Origin of the sequence: Microcoleus sp. M2_D5, assembly GCF_036701935.1 — a bacterium.
Classification (GTDB): domain Bacteria; phylum Cyanobacteriota; class Cyanobacteriia; order Cyanobacteriales; family Microcoleaceae; genus Microcoleus.
In genome coordinates this window covers 25,517-45,552 of sequence record NZ_JAUBRP010000051.1, presented here as the reverse complement: position 1 = coordinate 45,552, position 20,036 = coordinate 25,517, and the positions used below count along the sequence as shown (strand labels likewise).

Below are 20,036 nucleotides of genomic sequence, written 5' to 3'. Positions count from 1 at the left end.
TTTAAAAGTTTTTTTTAGTTATTTAGTAATGCACAAATTTAGGTGTTTGTCAAATTAATTTAGATGCGTTTACCCTGCACAACAAGTCCCACTGGTTGCAGGAATCCCAACCATTCTTTATGTCTGATTAATTCTGGATCTTGTGCCATTGTTCCTCCTGACTTTAGCTATAATTGTAAGGTGCGTCAGCTTTAAAATACCCAACTATAACTATGAATAACCGCCTGACGCACCCTACTCTCCTAAATTGTAGGGTGCGTCAGCTTTAAAATACCCAACTATAACTATGAATAACCGCCTGACGCACCCTACTTTCCTAAATTGTAGGGTGCGTCAGCTTTAAAATACCCAACTATAACTATGGATAATCACCTGACGCACCCTACCTAGACTCTGACGCACCCTACCCCGACTCAACCCGACACCGGATATAAATACATTAACCCCACTGGTTCAATTCGCACCGCTTTTACCTGATAAATTGCTTCAATTCGAGCCGGTTCTTTCACTAATTCCTCAGACAAACCTTGCAGACGTTTCTGCCAATAACGCCTATCCGCATCCACTTGTCGCTGTTCCTCTTCTGGAAAAAGAGATAACTGAATCGCTTGAGTTTCTTGTTGCCGTGCTAAAATGCGCTGTTGCTGCTGTTCTAAAATTTTCTTCATCTCAGTTGCTTCTTTCAAACCGCGCTCATTTAACTTCCGCTTTGCCCTTTGGGCTAATACTTCTGCCCGACTTTCCAGGTTCGGAATTAACTCCTCAACATCCTGAGACGCACTTTCCTTTAGGCGAACTTTTACCCCTTCAGAAACCTCTCGCAATCGCGGATTTGCCAAAGAATTTTCTAACAATTCCAATACATTTTCTTTCTCTCCCTCTCCCAAAGGCTTCAGTTTTTTCCGCCCCCTATTTGCCGGATCAATCCACTCCGCAGCAACGGCAATTACTTCATCATGAAGTCGGGTAGCACCTTCTCCATAAAGTGACAATCTCCCCAAGGCAATAACTTTAGGAATCGGGTCATCCGTGAGACAAATACAAGCGCGAGTTAATTCATCATGCAGAAATCCTTGGGCTAAAAATCGTCCCAATAATCGCTGCACAATTTTGTGTTCTAAATGCAAGTGTACCACTTCGCCATCCAGAGAACCAGGGTCACGAAAAACTACTGGTCGGATGGGAGATTCCCTACGCCAATCCCACAGTTGTTGACTTCTTTGGCGAGGTTTTCTCAAGGTATCCAGCGTCACTGTCCAAGTTGGATCTGCCCCGACTCGTTGGTTAAGTGCAGGGATTTCCCATTTCGCTGTTTCTGGATTGTGGTTTGCTGCGATTACGTCAATGGGTTTGAGTTGCTGTGCACCTAAAATTTCCAAAGAAGCGGAGATTGCATCCCGGAAATGGCGGTCATCTAAACCTAACCAATCCCGCGATTTCTTGAGCATTTCTTGGAGTTCGGAAATCTGTTTAGTGAGGTCTTGTTTGCGAAGGCGAATTTCTTCTAATTCTTCGCCAATGGCGGTGGATGTGTTAGGATTAATTGTTTCTGAGTTGATTGTGTAGGGGGCGTCAGTATTAAATGTTTCTAACGGCGCAGTTGAATTAGGACTAACGCAGCTTACAGATATTTCTTCAAGGGATTGAGTAATTTTTCCCAGTTCTTTATGAATAATCCCATTGTGCAGCAAACGAGACATACTTTTTTCAACAACAGGTGTCAAAGTTCCCAACTCTGCTTGAATGGTTTTTGTCTTCTGAATTAAAACCTCTAAAACTCGATCTTCAATTCGCTGTGGCAATACAAAATAATGGCAATTAACAACAGGCGAACGCTGAAGCTTGCGATCGATGCGACCGTTGCGTTGTTCCATGCGACTGGGATTCCAAGGTATGTCAAAATGGAATAAATCAGCACAATAATTTTGTAAGTTTATCCCTTCTCGTGCTGCATCTGTGGCAATCAGAATGCGGAGGGGATTGCTGGCTGGGTCGCTGTTAAATGCCTGTTTAATAGCCTCGCGCCGTTCCTCGCCAATGCCACCATGAAAAACGCCGATTCGTTGGTGTTCTAAGTGAGAATTGGCAAAGGCAGATCGCAATTGTTCTTCTAAGTAACGTTTGGTATCCGTATATTCTGTGAAAATTAGGACGCGCCGCTCTAACCATTGAGCATTTGGCTGCCCTAAATCAGGACACAGATTTTCTCTAATCCAGTCAATTAACTTAATAATTCTCGGGTCAGGTTGATAACGAGCAGCATTGGCAATTTCCGCCATTTCTGACAAAATCTCTTGTTCTCGCTGGGTAATTTGTGATAAACTATTAGCAGTTGCCGCTGCCATTTGCGCGTCTTCTTCTGCCTGCACTTCTTCCTCTGGCAGTTCCGCCCGCTCATCATCACCTCCCGCCGATTCTGACAGCAGTTGTAAGCGTTCTAAGCGCAAAATTGGCTGTTTAGAAACTTGCTTTTCTAAAGCTACTCGGTGAACTTTCAACGTGCGAGTAAAGGCTTCAATAGATGACAGCAAGCGCTTTTGCAAATTGGTAATTACTAACATCGCCGCTGCTTGGTTGCTGCGAGATTCACCTTGCAATCGCTCTTCTCGCAATTCTCGATAGTGTTGCAGCAAGCGCGAAAGTTGGAGTTCGGGTGCAGTTTCAGGCAGATTGTCGATCGAGATCGCAATCACTTCCCTTCTCGGAAAATCATCGCCAATTTCCCGCAAGTCTCGCTTGAGACGGCGCACCATTACCGAGTCGAGTAATTTGCGATCGCGCACGGGGACACCCCGGCAAAACCGCTGCGGATCTAAAATTTCTAACAACGCTGCAAAACTATTAGAATGGCCGTTGTGAGGCGTTGCTGAGAGAAATAACTTATGTTCAAAACGAGGCGCTAAATCTCGCACAGTGCGAGTTAGCTGGGAATCAACGGCATATTTAGCACCGCTGGCAGGGGCGGCATTGTGCGCTTCATCTAAAATCAGCATCGATGCGGCTGCAAATTCGCCCAGCCAATCTCGCAGTGGGCCGGTGTAGGTTTCATCTCTGAGCAAAGCATGGGAGATGATGAAGCGGGTGTGAGTTGTCCAGGGGTTGATGCCGTACCCGCGATCGCGCCTGCAGGTGGCCACAAAGGAGCGATCGCAAATTATGAAACTGAGCCCGAAGCGGCTTTCCATTTCTTCTTGCCACTGCCGCACGACTGTCGGGGGGCAAGAAATCACAACTCGTCGCACTTTCTGGCGGATCAGCATTTCCCGCAAAATCAGTCCCGCCTCGATCGTTTTGCCTAAGCCTACGTCGTCGGCAATAAATAACCCAACTCTCGGCATGAGTAAGGCTTTGCGGAGGGGTTCTAACTGGTAAGCTTTGACTTCGATGCCTGCTCGGTAGGGGGATTGAAATAGCTTGGGTTCGGTTGAAGTAACGCAGTTCCAGCGCAGGGTGTGCAGGTAAGCTGAGAAGAGTTTAGGATTGTCGAATCCCCGCTTCGCGACGGAATCCCAAGAGTTATTGCCGATCGCTACGGCGTCAACTTCTCGCTCCCACAGAACTTCGAGGCTTTCTCCCAAGGCATCATCTTCTAAGCACGACAGTCGCACTAAGGTGTCTGTATCCTCGGAGAATTTGGGTGCGACTTCTTCGACGAGGTATTGGCGCGATCGCACCTTGACAATTTGCCCAGTTTTTAGTTGCATTTTGCTACTGTACTTGCGATCGTTTTTTCTGTAAATATTATTAATGACATCCTGCTATTCCAAATTTGCTTACTGGTTTAATTTTTGTTACAATGTCCTTGTTGAATTTTCCTAATCAATGCAGCAGGCGCTTAGAAAGATCATAGCTTTTTCTGTTCAAAATTGTGAAGGAAACATCTGGCTTAGGGGATTTATTGACAGTTGACACAAAGAAACAAAGGTCAAGGCAGACAGTAGCTATTTCAGCCTAGTCTATATATAGGCAACCAACCAGAAACTAATTGGCAAAAAAATGCTAAGTGAAAGTCAAAATGTAGATGTCTTAGTCATTGCAGCCCTCAAGGAAGAGTTTGATGCTCTACTTGAAGTTACTGGTGGCGAAGAGGCATGGGAAAAATTTAGCAACCAGAACTTCACAAAATATTATTTCCGCGATTTTGAAAGCGAACAAGGCTTTTCGTTTCGCGTAGCCACAATGTGGGCAAATGGAATGGGAGCCACAAAAGCAGCCGCACTGGCAACGGAGTTAACGAAAGAACTTAGCCCCCGATGCTTGGCGATGTGTGGAATTTGTGCTGGGAGACGCGGTGACGTTTTTCTGGGAGATGTTCTGGTCGCTGATCGGGTCTTTCGGTACGACGAAGGAAAGCTTAAGGTTCAAAGAGAAGATAAAGTCTTTCAACCAGATATCACTACATTTAATCTGAAACCGAAGTGGAAGATAGCAGTACAGGAAATGATAAATAAATGGCGACCATCATTCATCAATGAGCGACCGCTCTCTATAGATTACCAGTCTAATTGGTTGCTGCGTATATTAGCAGCTTTTGAGCAAAATGGAGCGTTGCACCCAACTAAACATCCTGATATCAATCGGTATTGCCCAAATCGCAAGGCAGCAATGGAAAGACTGAGGAAAAAGGAATGGATAGAGAAAGAAGGTTTTAAACTCACTATCAAAGGAAAAAAATGGCTTGAGGAATCTCAATTTTACTCTCCTGATTCACCTGAACTAGATCCCGATTTTAGGATTCACTTAAGTCCGATTGCTACAGGTACGGCTGTTCAACAAAATCCCTTAATATTTAACAATATCGCTGAATTTCAGAGAAAAATTATTGGACTAGAAATGGAAGGCGAAGCTATTGGGATAGTTTCAGAAATTCAAGAACTTGACTACATGATTTTTGCCAAAGGTGTTTGTGATTATGCTGACGAGTTTAAAGACGACTCCTTTCGCGAATTGGCTGCTAAAGCCTCCGCTGCTTTTCTCATTGATTTTCTCAAATCTAACTTACCAAAAAAAGATCCAGCCCCTAATTCTATCGATTTGGATCGAGTAAAATTGCTTAGAAAAAGCCAACAAGTAATGGAACAAGTCTCGAACAAAATTGGGGGCAAAGTATATTTAAAGCGAGCTAATCAGCTAGAGGAACTTGAAAAAGCTTGTACTGAAAGCCGTGTAACTGTTCTTCGTGGAATCTCTGGAGTTGGAAAATCTTCTTTAGCTAGAGATTATGCTGAAAAGCTGATTGGTGAAAACCAATCTGTTCTTTGGTTTGAAGCTAGATCTTTTGAGAAAATTGATTTTGCCTCATTTGAGGCGGACTTACAGCTTACCAATTCATTAGAAAGCATGATTAAAACCCTATCTAATGAACCTGCTATACTTATTCTTGATGGAATTGATAGACTATACAATCCTAATTCTTTTAAACTACTTTCAACATTTTTGAGATTATTTAATTTTCAGGAAGAATCATCGTCATGGATATTATTAGTAACTTCCCAAACACAAGAGTGGTCACGTTTGTGTGAAAACCTAATCCGAGAAAGCATTTTCACTAACGAATGGCCGATATTTCCGTGTAATCCATTATCTATTGATCAACTCGAACCTATTTGGCAAGAATTTCCTAGTGCTAGCAGGCTTAAATATCAAACCCATCTAAGAGAGATATTTGGAAATCTCAAAATTTTAGACCTAGTAACTATCAGGCTAAGTCTCGGAGATGATGTTCAAGTAGGAACATGGGTTGGTGAATCAAGCGTTGCTACATGGTTCTGGAATTCAGAAATAGCACGCGGTAATGAAGGCCCAGCAAGAATGCGCTTTGTCAAACTATTAGCTGAACGTCAAGCAGAAACACTAAAGCAAGCTATTCCAATCGATAATTTTGAAGTAAGTCAACTGCAATTGATTAGGAATATTTTTAGCGAAAATATCTGTAGTAAAACGCCTGATGATAGTATTGTTTTTCAGCACGATTTGTATGGCGAATGGTCTAGGTTTCGACTTCTCGTATCCCATAAGGACGACCTTGTAAATTATCTCAGAGAACGCCTGACCTTCCCAATGTGGCACAGGGCTCTCCGTCTCTATGGACTTTATCTACTAGAACATATTGGCGACATTTCCCAATGGCACCAAACCTTAGATACTTTTGCCGATGAAGCTAATTTATTAGCACAAGATATTTTACTTGAAGCTCCAGTATTTGCTGCAAATCCCCTCCCACTGCTAGAACTCATTCGCTCCAATTTGATAGAAAATGAGGGGCTATTACTTAAGCGTCTGCTCACTAGATTTTTAGTATCTGCGACCCTACCAGATCCACAATACCTTGAGATAGCTCGTACCCAAGGGTTTGACGAGACTAAATTTTCAGCAACCTTTCGTTACCCTCACTGGCCATTCTGGCAGGCAATGCTTGGTTTTATTTATGAACATCACGAAGAATTTATTGTCAAAGCACCTGTTGAAATTGGGCAAATTGTGAAACTATGGCTTGACTATGCGCCTCACGGAACGATACTGCGGCAGGAGGCGGCTGAAATCGGACTTCTGTTGGGAGAAAAAGCACTCCTTGCACAAAAAGATTACAGTTCTTCTCTCTACAAAGACCGTAAGCAGTTTTATTATGTAGCTTTAGCTGGAGCAAGAGAGCTTCCTGAGCTTGTCAGCGATTTTGCCCTTAGAGCTAGTCAGAGAACGGGAGAAATTAGTAGCGAAGATAATGAGGGGCAAGGTTCTATTCTTGTGTCGATAATAACCAGTTCAGATCCGCGCTTCGATCCTAATGAGCCTTTACCTGAACCATATCCAGATGGACCTAGAAGAGATGTAGATGATGACTTTCGTAAGGTAATTCTTGAGGGAAAAACACTTTGGCCACTAATTCACGTTAATCCGGCTGTAGCTCGTGAAGTTACTCTCGCCGTTCTTATTTGTCATCGCCAAAGATATGAGTGGGCTAGCTACTTGAGTCCCAGAGATTGGCTTGAATTGGAAGGTATCATAAACTGGTCTCCATCACTATACACTCATGGCCCATTTTTAGCATTTCTGCAAATCAACTTTCTTGAAGGATTGGAATTAATTGCCCGGTTGGTAGACTTCACTACAGATAGGTGGAAGCACCGTACTGAAATAAAAGCTAACGAATATGTAGAGGAACAAGAGGAGCGGGATACGAAGGAATTTTTAGCTCAGTTTGTGAAAGAAAGTTGTCGTCATCCTGGAATTATTGTTCTTTTAATAGATAATGTGGAACGGGAGTTTATTGGGGATTCTAGGGTCTATGGTTGGTCAGCCGGGTTAGGAAATATTCCTCACACTGTTGAAGTTGCACTGATGGCCCTGGAGAAATATTTTTATCTTCGTATTGATCAAAAACAACCTATTGAGGAAGATATCCTAACTGTATTAAGGCGAGTCAAAAGTGTCGCTTTCTTGAAGGTTCTCTGCGACGTGGGTAAGCGACTGCCGGCTCTGTTTGAAAATTCTCTCCAACCAATTCTTAGCATACCAGAAATATACTTTTGGGAAACCAGGGTACTTGTGGAGGGGCGGAATCACTTAATGATGGGTGCTTTTCTAAAAGGAAAACTCTTTTTTCAATTAGCACAACAATTCAACAATCTGGAACATCGACAAAAATATTTGCGCCAAATCGCCCTTGAGTTATTTTTCAAGACCCCTGCTATGAGAGCATTTTTTGAACAGGCCCGGCAAAGATGGGAAACTAGATTTTTGGTTAACTCTGAAGATGAGATTCGCGATTTTCTGCAACAGTTGATTTTGACTTTCGACATAAATAATTATCAGATTCAGCAAGATCCAGAATACGGTAATATCATTATTAATACAAAAGTTAATGACTTACAAGCAGAGCGTGCTGACGAACTTCGTAACAAAGAATTTAATTTACTAATCCTAATTTTCCCAATGCGCTGTCGTAGGTACCTCAATCGGCAGGAGACACTAACAGAAAATGACATTGAGCAGTTTTGGGAACAAGTTCAACAAATCATTTCCATAGGTGATGGTGATGATAGTTACCAAAAGAATCAATACGCTCCCAGCGAAATAGCAGCTTGTGTCTGTGGGGGGATTGCTGTACTTTTCCATTTTTATCGTAACTGGCTGGCTCAATATCCTGAACGTAAACAATGGTGCCTAGATTATCTTCGAGATATTGTTCTTGACCCTCCTCCATCAGAGCGGTTTGATCTTCCTGAAAGTCCAGCAGATTCTACTTGGAATTGTTTTGTTGCTGAAGCACTCCCTCTAATCTGGGCTGAGGATAAAGATAATGAAGAAGCTCGCTACCTCATAGCACTGATGGTGTTTGCTCGGCATTACAAGGCAGTAAAGATTTTATTTTGCCGTTGTGCAGAACTACGCTCAATTCTTCTTGAAGACTTTACTCGCCTGCGACGATTTCTATTTGCATGGGCTTTTGTTCGGAATCGTATTGCCTTCGTCGAAGATTTTCAAATAGAGCGAGAATTAATTCAACAGTTTTCAGAGGAAGTAAATAAATGGGTAAAAGAACAATTAGAAGCGTTTGTTAAAGCGGTTGCTCCATCCACAATCAATACGTGGAGGTTAATCGATGAATCCGATCGCTTTCGTGCTATTGACGAAACTATACCAAGACGACAATACGACCTAGACTTTCAGCTTATACAAGCAGCTCATGCTTGGCTTCCTACTCTTGATAAAGTCACTAATGCAGAAGAGCGTTGTAATATAATAGAGTTTTGGAGCGAAGCACTATCTTATGTGATGCGACGAGTATCAGTATCTGGAGAAGGGAATCAATGGCACAGTGAAAATTTTTACCCAAATGAGCTAGAACAGTGGGTATTAGAGCGTGTTGGTATAGCTATTTTATATATGGATTTAAATGAACAACCAGAAAAACTGTGGCAACCCATTTTAGACCTTCCCCAAGAAGCACATTACTGGTCTGAAATTCTTATGCAGACATTCCATCAATATGGATTGCAGCAAACTTCTATTCCACTCAACTATGTTGCGACTACACGTGCTATTCTTAATTATGTATTACCTCCAGAATCCGCTAAGTTTAAGTGGTCTTACCATGCGGAGGTTTGGGAGGAACTTATTGGTATCGGTCAATTTTCAATTGATAAATGGGATGAACGTCACAGTTCTCTTATAAAAGAAATGAGGTGTCTTTTTGAAGATTGGTTTAGGCGCATACCCATATCCAAGCATCGCATTGCTTTGTTCGCCAAATGGTTGAAAAAACCCGTTGCAGATCCAATTCGCCTTAAAGCAATCCTTTGGTTTGAAGAGATGCTAAAACAGGAAAAATTGGATTATATTCTCAAGGAAAAGTCGATAACTGAAGCCCTTGCCTGCCTCCTAAATACTGTCTGGGTGCGAGACCAAAATCGACTCCGGCAAAATAAGTCTGTCTTTGAGGCTTTCTGCCATTTGTTGCGTTTACTCACAGACCAACAGGATGAAATTGCTCTGGAATTATGCCGACGAATCGCTGGTTCTTGATAAACCAAATTTATCGCTTAGGTTGTCAGTTGCGAAAACTTAGTTGTCCACTTTTTTAGCATTAAACGCTAGCGTCCTTTTGCCAAATCAGCATAAATAAATATTTCTACTCCCAATACGATTAGAAGTATAATTTCCACCCAGGAAATAATTGTCACACCCAGAGGCGGGTTGGGAACCAGGAACCAGAATGCTGCCAAAGCGATCGCTCCCGAAAAGACAAACGTAATTTGATCCACAATTAATTGCTGAATCTTACGGCGCTTGCGATGTTTGTCGTCACGGTGAGCAATCTCCCAACCAAAGAGGGTTTCCAAATCCGTATAGCCCGTGTATTCCTTCACTTTATCAACCAGCTTGTAGCGGATGTATTTGCCGATCGCCGAAATCTTTTCATCATTGACCACATAAGTCCAGCCCAGAATGAGGCACACCCAAGGAATCACCAGTAAAGTGTAATAGTTGGACGGGTTAGAAACAGCGAATGACACAACTGTTACAAACAGACCCAGCGTTACATAAAGCAGGTTATCCCGAAAACCAATCCTTTGAGCCTGCTCAGATTTCAGTTTGTCGTATTCCTTAAAGAAAATTTCAATAATTTGGTCTTTATCACTCATGGCTGACTCCCAGTTTCTCAAATCCTATATTTATTGTGACTGATTAACAAATATTTACCAGCAAGCTAAAGAAATTCTCTCTTTCTCTAGGCAAATCCTGATTAAATAGCCAAAATAGTGGATATTCAGATTATTTCAAGGATTAACCCATGCCTCGCGCAGTAATATTGACTGCTCTTCCGGTTGAATATATGGCTGTCCGTACCCATCTCACCGATTTACAGGAGGAGATGCACCCCCAAGGCACAATTTACGAACGCGGAAAATTTGTTGCTAACGCTACGTCGTGGGAAGTTGGCATTGTCGAAGTGGGTGCAGGCAATGCTGGGGCGGCGGGGGAAGCGGAAAGGGCGATCGCCTACTTCAATCCCAGTGTCATCCTGTTTGTGGGAGTGGCTGGCGGCATCAAGGATGTGGCGATCGGTGATGTGGTAGCCGCGACGAAGGTCTATGGTTACGAGTCTGGCAAGGCAAAACAGAAATTTCAACCCAGACCCGATTTAGGGCTATCTACATACAGCTTAATACAGCGAGCGAGGGCTGAATCGAAGAAATCGGACTGGCAGCAAAGGCTGACATCTGCACCGAAGTCTACCCCCCGCGTATTCGTTGCACCGATTGCCGCCGGGGAAAAAGTGATTGCTTCAAGCAAGTCTAATGTTTTTAAGTTTATCCAGTTGAATTATGGTGATGCGGTAGCTGTGGAGATGGAGGGGCGGGGCTTGCTACAAGCGGCTCATGCCAATCACCAAGTTTCGGCACTGGTTATCCGTGGGATTTCCGACTTGATTGATGGTAAGAGTGAAGCCGATGCAGGTGGCTCTCAGGAAATGGCTGCACGGAATGCGAGTGCGTTTGCTTTTCAGATTTTGGCAAAGCTTCAGATTGAGAAGGCGGATAAGACATCTTCCCAACAATCTACTCTGCCACTCCTTTTACCTAAATCTGCTCAAATCATGAGTTCTGACTCTACACCTCCAAAAGTTTTTATCAGCTACAGTCATGACTCCCAAGAACACAAGGAGCGGATTTTGGAACTTGCCGATCGCTTTCGCGAGGATGGTATTGACTGCAATATTGACCAATATGAAGATTCGCCGGCTGAAGGATGGCAGCGCTGGATGCTGAACCAGGTTGAAGCAGCAGATTTTGTGCTGGTTGTCTGTACGGAACAGTACCATCGGCGATTTCGAGGGCATGAAGAAGTGGGAAAAGGTAAGGGCGCAACCTGGGAGAGTGGGTTAATTATTGAAGAACTCTACGATGCTCAAGGTAAAAACTCAAAGTTCATCCCTGTCACTTTTAGTCCCCAGGACACTAATTTTATTCCCAAAACTCTACGCGGTGCGACTAACTATAGGTTGAATAATACAGATGGGTATGAACTGCTTTACCGTCGTCTGACTAATCAACCTAGAACTCGCAAACCGGATATCGGTAAATTACAAACTTTAGCCCCGCGCGAACGCAAACAAGTTTTCCCAAATCCTTTACAAACACCTGTGACTGATAGTTCACCCGCCTCTAATGTTCGTCCGCTCAACTTCTTTGCACTTGATGATACTTGGGTTGGTCGGGAAAGTCTGATTCAGGATTTGAGTCCTCGAATTCGCTCCTCTTGTCGATTATTAATAGTTGTGGGGATTACAGGGATTGGTAAAACGGCTTTGGGGGAAAGATTGGCAGTCGAGTTATCAGACTGGTTTGAGGGAGATTGGAGTAAGTTTCACGAAGAGAATTTTGAGGACGAACAGCAATCTAATGATTTTGCTAGCGTAGCGGCGAGGTGGCTGGAGAAGTGGGGCGAACTGATTACACCGGAAGACCGCAAAGATACTCAGCGCCTGTTATATCGGTTGGTGAGACATCTAAAAGAGAATCGCTATTTGGTTCAACTTGATTCTTTAGAGAACATTTTACAGGGGAATGAAGAAGAGGGATGGAGTGATTTTAAAGATGAGTGGTGGGTGCGATTTTTTGAAAGTTTGCTAGCCGCAGATTCTTGTGAAAGCTGTATCATCCTAACTTCGCAAGATTTACCCGCTCAAATCCCAACAATAGGAACGAGGTATCAAAATTTTTGGTATTGCCAGCCTCTGAGCGGTCTCGAAGAACCAGAACGGTTGCGATTGTTCGATAAAACAGGATTAGATGTTGGTACAGAGTCAACAGGTAAACCCTATTTAGAACGAATTGGGCGTGCTTATGAAGGGCATCCTTTAGCGTTGCGGGTGATTGCTGGAGAAATTATAAATCAGCCTTTTGATAGTAATGTTCTGGCTTACTGGAATCAGTATGGACGGGAAGTAGAAGAGGTTGAGAAGGCGATCGAAGAAGCGAAAACTAAGGGAATAACAGCATCAGCCGATGATAAGTTCAACCTGCATCGATACACGCGCAACTTACGAAGGAATGTGCGATTTCGACTAGAAAAGACTTTTAATCGGTTGGCAAAAGATGTTCGCTATGCCTATATATTGTTGTGCGAAGCTTCGGTATATCGCTGTCCAGTACCGGAGGATTTTTGGCTCTCGCATCTAGAGGATTGGGATCGGGATGAAGATGAACAGCAGGTAGCGTTGGATGCGTTGCGCGATCGCTATTTAGTGGAAGGAGTAGTTGAAGGCGATCGATGTTTGTTAAGGCAGCACAATTTAATTAGGAGTGTATCGCTTGAACATTTAAAACAACTGGATGATTATGCTGAATGATTTTCGCAAGGTACAGATTTATGGAGAAGATGCTTTAACGATAACTCAACTAATTTTACTGGGAAATAATGCAAAAATTCAAGGCAAGTATCAGGAGGCAGCTCAACACTATCTTCAAATTTTGGAAGTGGCTTTCCAAACCTCAAATCAACAAGCACAAGTCATAGCCTTAGCCGGATTGGGTAGTCTACTCACTTGTCATCATCAGTATGAAATGGCAATCGAATACTATCAACAACAATTAAATATTTCAGTCAGTATTAACGATGTCGTGTGGCAAGCAGATGCAATATGTAGTTTAGGATATCTACATTTTTTTCTTGAAAATTACGACAAGGCTATTGAATTACAGGCAAAATGTTTTGACATTTTTAAGAAAATTGAAATTCCAGAGATACAAGCAAGACGATTACGTTGTCTTGGTATGATTGATTGTGAACTCCAAAAGTATAAGACAGCAATAGATTTTTATAAAAAATCTATTGCTATTTATCAAGAAAATCAATTCTTACTAGAAGAGGCGGAAACTTTAGTAAATTTAGCGTTCGCCGAAAGAGAAGCCAAACGTTCTCAATCTATCGGAAACTTAAGCCTAGTCGATTTACAGTCAGTTGTAGACAATTTATATAAAGCCTACTCTATCTCTGATACACTAGGAGATAGTGCTTTGAAAGCAAAAGCTCTCAAAGAATTAGCAATAACCTATGAAATAGCAGAACACATAGATATAGCCAGACAAAAATGCAATTTAGCCTTAGAAGCTGCTAGAAAAAATCTCAATCATTATTTGATCGAGGAATGCGAAGCAATGCTAACCAAATATAGAAAGCATGAATTGGCTCAAGAAGAATATAGTCTAGATGAGCAAAATTGGTACTCGCCATCTTTCCCACAAACCAGAGTAATTGATGAAAAAGAATGTCAAAAAATAAAAGATAGTAGTGATGTTGTAATAATTACCGCGACCAGTGTTGAACTGCAAGCAGTCTTGAAATTGCTTGATCCTTATCCTGACCAAGAACAGATTTTACGAATATACGCTAAATCAGGAACATACTATTGTGGAAAGTTAGGCTGTTACAACACGATTGTTACTAAATGCAGGATGGGATCAGTAGATGATGGTGCATCTACCTTAGCAACTAATCAAGCTCTGGATATGTGGAATCCGAAGGCAGTTATTATGGTGGGTATTGCCTTTGGTAAATGTCCGACTGAGCAGAAAATAGGAGATGTTTTAGTTGCCTCAGAGATTATTTTCTACGAAAGACAGCGCCCGGGAAAAGAAATAACACCTCGCGGTAGTATTCCTCCAAGTGATGGGACATTACTTAATCGCTTTGAAAATGCTTATGAATGGCAGTTTGTTCTTCCTAACGGGAAGATATCTAAAATTATTCCTAGCCCTATTCTCTCAGGAGAAAAGTTAGTTGACGATCCAGAATTTAAAGCTATGCTTTTTAAGCAGTTTCCGCAAGCCAAAGGAGGAGAGATGGAAGGCTCTGGACTTTGTGCAGCAGCAAGAGAATCAAGGACACCGTGGATTTTAGTGAAATCTATCTGCGATTGGGGAGACGGGACAAAACATAAAAAGCATCAACCATTGGCTGCCGCCGCTGCTGCGAACCTGGTGCATTATGTGTTATCTCAACCTTATGTACTTGATTCAATTAAAAAGCCTTGATTTTCTGTATTTTATACTAATTAACTCTAGCTTATGAATCACATAACAGAATTATCTAATCAGGACGAATTGAGTTTACAGGAAGTTAGTATTATACCTTCCAGCAATTTAGTTTTAGCAGAACTTGGAATCAATCCAACCGATATTAAATCTATCAAACCCCGTTGGAAGCGCACCCAATACAGAGCGATCGTCAATTGGATTGCTAACTATAAACCGCATCTCGATGCTTCCAATATAGAGGAGGTCAAAGGCTTGATCGAAGCATTTCACCATCTCTGCGAAGTAGAAAATTGGGGACAAGCTAAGAATCTTCTTTCTATTGACCTCAATACACCTACTAATGAAGAATTGCACGCGCAATTGCGCCTTTGGAGTTACTATAGCCAGGTATCGGATCTGTACAATAGACTCTTAGGCAAGTTAGATTCTAGATGGGATGCTATTTGTTGGAATGGGCTAGGCATTGTTACTAATTCTACTGGAAACTACCACCGAGGAATTGAGTGCCATGAGCAGCATCTGGAACTCGCGCGATCGCTAGGTGATTCTCAGGAAGAAGCAATCGCACTGGGGAATCTTGCTATTGCCTACAATTCTTTAGGTGACGTTACCCATGCGATTGAGTTCTACAAACAGTCTTTAGCCATCTTACAGGAAATAGGCGATCGCCAAGAAGAAGGAAGGGTATTAGGGAATTTAGGCAATACTTACAATTCTCTAGGGAACTTTTCCCGCGCTATTGAATACCATCAGCAGCATTTGGCTATTGCACGAGAAATCGGGAATCGTCAGGGAGAAGGAATAGCACTCAGCGGTTTGGGTTTTGCTTATTACGAACTTGGAAATTACCATCTAGCAATTGATTGCCACCAGCAGCATTTGGCTATTGCACTAGAAATCGGCGATCGCCAAGGAGAAGCGATGGCGCTAGGAAACTTAGGCAATACTTACAATTCATTAGGAAATTACCATCTAGCAATTGAATACCACCAGCGACATTTGACAATCGCACGGGAAGTCGGCGATCGCCAGGGAGAGGGAAATGCGCTGGGAAATCTGGGTAATGTTTACCATTTGCTGGGAGATTACAGTGGTGCAATTAAGTACCATGAAAAATATTTAACCATCGCACAGATAATAGGGGATCTTCAGGGACAAGGAACTGCATTAGGTAATTTGGGAAATACCTACTATTTTCTAGCAGAATATGTTAAAGCCACTGATTGTTATCAGAAGCATTTGGCTATTTCGCGGGAAATCGGCGATCGAAAAGCAGAAGGGAATGCACTAGGCAATTTGGGTAATGTCTGCGATGCTCAAGGAAATTACGAGCAAGCCATTAATTACCAGCATAAGCATTTAGCTATTTCGCGTGAAATCGGTGATCGACAGGGAGAAGCCGGTGCTTTGGGTAATATTGGCAATATCTGTGATTCATTAGGAAATTACGAGCAAGCCATTAAATACCACCAGCAGCATTTGACAATTGCACGGGAAATCGGCGATCTACAAGGAGAAGCAACTGCATTGATTAATTTGGGTAGTGCTAATTATTCCCAAAAACATTTTTCTGGTGCAATAGATTACTATCAGCAGTCTTTAATAATCGCAAAGGAAATCGGCGATCGTCAAGGAGAAGGAATGACATTGTGCAATTTGGGAGCTATTCTCATTGAATATGATAAGTATTCAGAAGCGTTAGAATCTTTGCAGCAAGCCCTAGACATTTTGCATAAAATTCGTGATATTTCTACTGAGGCTACTGCTCTATATAACTTAGCAAAGCTTTATCAGAAGTTGACGTATTCCGAGCAAGCGCTGATGTATTGCGATCGCGCCTTATCAATTGCGACAGAGTTAGACATCCCTCTCAAAAAAGAGTGTATGGAATTAAAACAACAATTGGAGTCCAGCTATGAGTAATTTGACAGAGAACTTTTCATTAGGTGCTAAAAAATGGATCGACTAATACCCTCTACTGATTCAATTTTAGCAGAACTTGGCATCGATCGAACTGATCTTAAATCTATCAAACCCCATTGGAAACGCACCCAATACAGAGCGATCGTCAATTGGCTAACCAAATACCAGCCTCCGTCCTCCGGCTCCAATTTGGAGATGGTGCGGGGATATCTCGAAACCTGCTATCACTTTTTCCAACTAGAAGACTGGGAAAAAGCCGATCGAGTATTGATGATTCGTGTTGCTGGTTTAACAGATGAAGATCTAGACGATGCTCTAGGAACCTGGGGCGCATACTCTGAACAAATCAATTTGTATCAGAAGCTGCTAGGTAAACTAAACCACACAAGAAATATCTCCCTACTAAATGGTTTAGGAAACGCTTGCGACACGATTGGGGAATTTCAAACAGCTATTGATTACTATCGCACGGCTCTGGAAGAATCACAAAAATTCGGTCAAATCAAACAGGAAAGCATAACCCTTTCCAATCTCGGTAGTACCTACAGTAGCCTTGGGGATTACCAGACTGCCACTTCAGTTCTGGAGCGAGCCTTAGAAATTGCTCGCAGCCAGGAAGATGACTACATTCAGAGTCTTGTACTCAGCAATTTAGGTGATGTTTATCTAGGAATCGGTGAGTACGATCGGGCACTTGATTATTATCAACAGGATTGGTCAATTGTCGATCGCATTGGAGATACTAAGGGCAAAATTACCTCTTTCAACAATCTAGGCGATGTCAATAAATATCTCTGGAACCATGAAACAGCCATCGACTATTACCAGCAGGCTTTAGAACTTGCGATCGAGTTTTCTTACCCAAGAGGACAAATGCGTGCGCTGAGCGGTTTAGGAGATGCTTTGCTCATGCAGGGAAATCCTGAAGAATCTCTGCATCAACAGCAGGAAGCACTCGATATTGCGAAAAAATTGGGCGATCGAGTGAATGAAGGAACTATTTTAGGCAGCATTGGCAATGTTTATTACGGCATCGGCGAACATCATCAAGCAATCTCATTTCACCACAAGGCTCTCAATCTCGCTCGAAGTCTGGGAGATCTGAGCACTGAAACGATTGCACTGGCAGCGTTGGGAAAAGCACATATTGCCCTACAAGAAATTGAGCAATCTGAGCAATTCTATCAAACAGCATTAGGGCTGGCAGGAGAAATCGGAGACTCTGGTTCAGAAGCCACAGCAATTCTTGGACTAGGCAGCATTGCTTTTCACAAAAAGCACTATAAAACTGCGATTCAGCGTTTGAAACAGGGTTTGAAAATCGCTCGTCGAATCGGCGATTTGCGTAACCAGGTTGCCGCCCTCGGCACAATTGGTAACTGCTACATTCGGCTAAAGCAGGTTGCACGAGCCATTGGCTACTTCCACGCCAGTGTCAATTTAGCCCGCAAAGCAGGAGATGTTGAAAACGAAAATGAAGCTCTCATCAGTCTCGGAATTGCTTACACTGCTTTGGATGATGTGGATAAAGGTATTGATTATTTTCACCAAAGTTTTATCCATTCCCAAGAAATTGGTGCCGAAGACTCGGTAGGCTATGCTCTCTACAACCTCGCGATGAGTTATGCTCGCATTCAAGACTGGCAACAAGCACTCCTGCATATTTTACGGAGCCTTGCTATTTTTGATCGCCTTCAACTGCCGGATGCTCGAGATGCTGTGAACATAGTCTGGAGGCTGATCCAAACTACAGAATTGGATGTTCAGGATATTGAAGTAGCATTAGCTGAAATTGCAGAGTTAGATGGCGACTCTGTTGCGGAACAAATAGCAACTTGCTTAGCTGAAACAGATTCGGACGTGATTGATGCTAGCTAGCCAACCCAGTTGGTCATTTCCAAAAGAATCTGATATTATCTTACTTTATATAATAAAGTGCTAATTATCTCAATCAATTTCTTAATTTAGTATGTTATGTCGCAAAATAACGCATCCAATAATTAGGTGAATTTATGAATAAAAAAGCTGAGCTAAATATTGAAGAAAAACTGGCTAGACAAGAAGTTAGTACCATACATTCCGGCGATTCATTTTTAGCTGAACTTGGTATTGAACAAGCTACGTTAAAACTTCTTACTCCGAAATGGAAACGTACTCAATACAGAGCGGTCATAAACTGGCTGACCAAATACAAACCTCAGCCAGATTCACCTAAATTAGAACAATTACGTGGTTATCTAGAAGCATTCTACCATTTCTGTGCAGTTGGTGCTTGGGAAAAAGCTGCCAACTTAATTAAGATAGGAGTAGCTGTTACAACTTGGACTGCTCCTCTCAATAATTCTGAAGATATTTATTTAGATGAAGCATTACACAGTCAGCTCGGTAATTTTGGCTACTACCGAGAACAAATAGATTTGTGCAGCGAAATTTTAGGAAAAGTTAATCATCAAATTGATGATATCTGCTTAAATAGTTTAGGGCTAGCACATTGCGATTTAGGCAACTATCAGAAAGCTATTGAGTGCCATCAACAACAGTTAGCGATTGCCCCCGAACCCGAATCTCAAAAAACGGCGCTGACTAATCTCGGCAATATTTATGGTTTGTTAGGTCAATACCAAGTAGCTATCGAGCTTTACCAAGAAGCCTTAGCAATTTCTAATACTATATCTCATGAACAAAATCAAGGAAAACTACTAGGAAACCTTGGTGTTATCTACCGACTACAGGGAAATTACGAGCAAGCTATTGAGTATCATCGACAACATTGGGAAATCGCCCACAAGATTGGCGATCGCAAAGGAATAGCTAATGCCCTTGGAAATTTGGGTATTGTCTACTACTTCTTAAAAGACTACCATAAGGCTGCCGAAAATATGCAGGGTAGCTTATCAATTATTATGAAATTGGGGAATAGGAGAAATGAAGCCATTGCGCTAGGCAGTTTGGGTAATGTCTGTTTTGCTTTGCTGGACAACTCATTAGCCTGGGATTTATATCAACAGCAGCTAGAACTTTCCCGTGAAATAGGATATTTGGAAGGAGAAAAAACAGCGTTAGGTAATTTAGGGGTAGTTTGTAATTCTACAAAACAATACGAGAAAGCTATTAAATATTACAAACAAGGATTAGCGCTCGCCCGTAACATAGGCGATAAACAAGGTGAGTCATATGCACTCAGTAATTTAGGCAATACTTATACTTATTTAGAACAATACGAGACAGCCATTGAATATCACAAAAAAAGCTTAGGAATTGCCGCTGGGATTGGCGATAAATGGGCAGCAGGATCAGCAATACATAATTTAAGCGATGCCTACCGCTTGCTCAAACAGTTCGAGCTAGCAGCATTATTAGGAATGCGAAGTTTGTATATATTTGCCTGCATACAATCCCCTGAAGTAGAAACAGCCATGATTACTCTAAGTAAAATAGCGCTGGAAATTGGCATAGACGAATATGCCGAGCTAATAGAGGAGCAATTACACGTCATTGAACAAGAAGAAGACGGTGAACACGCAGTAGCAGGGTTAAGAAAATTACTTTTTGATAATTAATTGAAAAACA

At 42.2% G+C, this 20,036-nt stretch carries 8 protein-coding genes; 6 read left to right on the top strand and 2 right to left on the bottom strand.

Features of this window, described 5'->3' with window-relative positions; all coding sequences use genetic code 11:
• Positions 1 to 413 precede the first annotated feature (413 nt).
• Positions 414 to 3,704, bottom strand: a complete 3,291-nt coding sequence (drmD, locus tag QUA50_RS20200; RefSeq protein WP_333266203.1) for a DISARM system SNF2-like helicase DrmD — start codon at positions 3,702 to 3,704, stop codon at positions 414 to 416.
• Between the two features lie 292 nt (positions 3,705 to 3,996).
• Here drmD and QUA50_RS20195 point away from each other — a divergent pair, with 292 nt between their 5' ends.
• Positions 3,997 to 9,525, top strand: coding sequence for a phosphorylase family protein (locus tag QUA50_RS20195; RefSeq protein ID WP_333266205.1), 5,529 nt, complete (start codon positions 3,997 to 3,999; stop codon positions 9,523 to 9,525).
• 68 nt (positions 9,526 to 9,593) lie between these two features.
• On the opposite strand, the gene QUA50_RS20190 is transcribed toward QUA50_RS20195, so the two are convergent.
• The gene (locus tag QUA50_RS20190; RefSeq protein ID WP_333266207.1) at positions 9,594 to 10,145 is read right to left on the bottom strand and encodes a hypothetical protein; all 552 of its coding nucleotides are present in this window, start codon (positions 10,143 to 10,145) and stop codon (positions 9,594 to 9,596) included.
• 149 nt (positions 10,146 to 10,294) lie between these two features.
• Between QUA50_RS20190 and QUA50_RS20185 the strand changes: the two genes are divergently transcribed.
• The 5 genes from QUA50_RS20185 (at position 10,295) to QUA50_RS20165 (ending at position 20,026) form a co-directional block, all read left to right on the top strand.
• Positions 10,295 to 12,856, top strand: coding sequence for a phosphorylase family protein (locus QUA50_RS20185; RefSeq protein WP_333266209.1), 2,562 nt, complete (start codon positions 10,295 to 10,297; stop codon positions 12,854 to 12,856).
• Positions 12,840 to 14,540, top strand: coding sequence for a tetratricopeptide repeat protein (locus QUA50_RS20180; RefSeq protein WP_333298820.1), 1,701 nt, complete (start codon positions 12,840 to 12,842; stop codon positions 14,538 to 14,540). Before QUA50_RS20185 ends, QUA50_RS20180 begins: the two co-directional genes overlap by 17 nt.
• Positions 14,541 to 14,573: 33 nt before the next feature.
• Positions 14,574 to 16,466, top strand: coding sequence for a tetratricopeptide repeat protein (locus QUA50_RS20175; RefSeq protein WP_333266213.1), 1,893 nt, complete (start codon positions 14,574 to 14,576; stop codon positions 16,464 to 16,466).
• A 33-nt stretch (positions 16,467 to 16,499) separates the two neighbouring features.
• The gene (locus QUA50_RS20170) at positions 16,500 to 18,344 is read left to right on the top strand and encodes a tetratricopeptide repeat protein (RefSeq protein WP_333266214.1); all 1,845 of its coding nucleotides are present in this window, start codon (positions 16,500 to 16,502) and stop codon (positions 18,342 to 18,344) included.
• Between the two features lie 134 nt (positions 18,345 to 18,478).
• Positions 18,479 to 20,026, top strand: coding sequence for a tetratricopeptide repeat protein (locus tag QUA50_RS20165; RefSeq protein WP_333266216.1), 1,548 nt, complete (start codon positions 18,479 to 18,481; stop codon positions 20,024 to 20,026).
• Positions 20,027 to 20,036 lie beyond the last annotated feature (10 nt).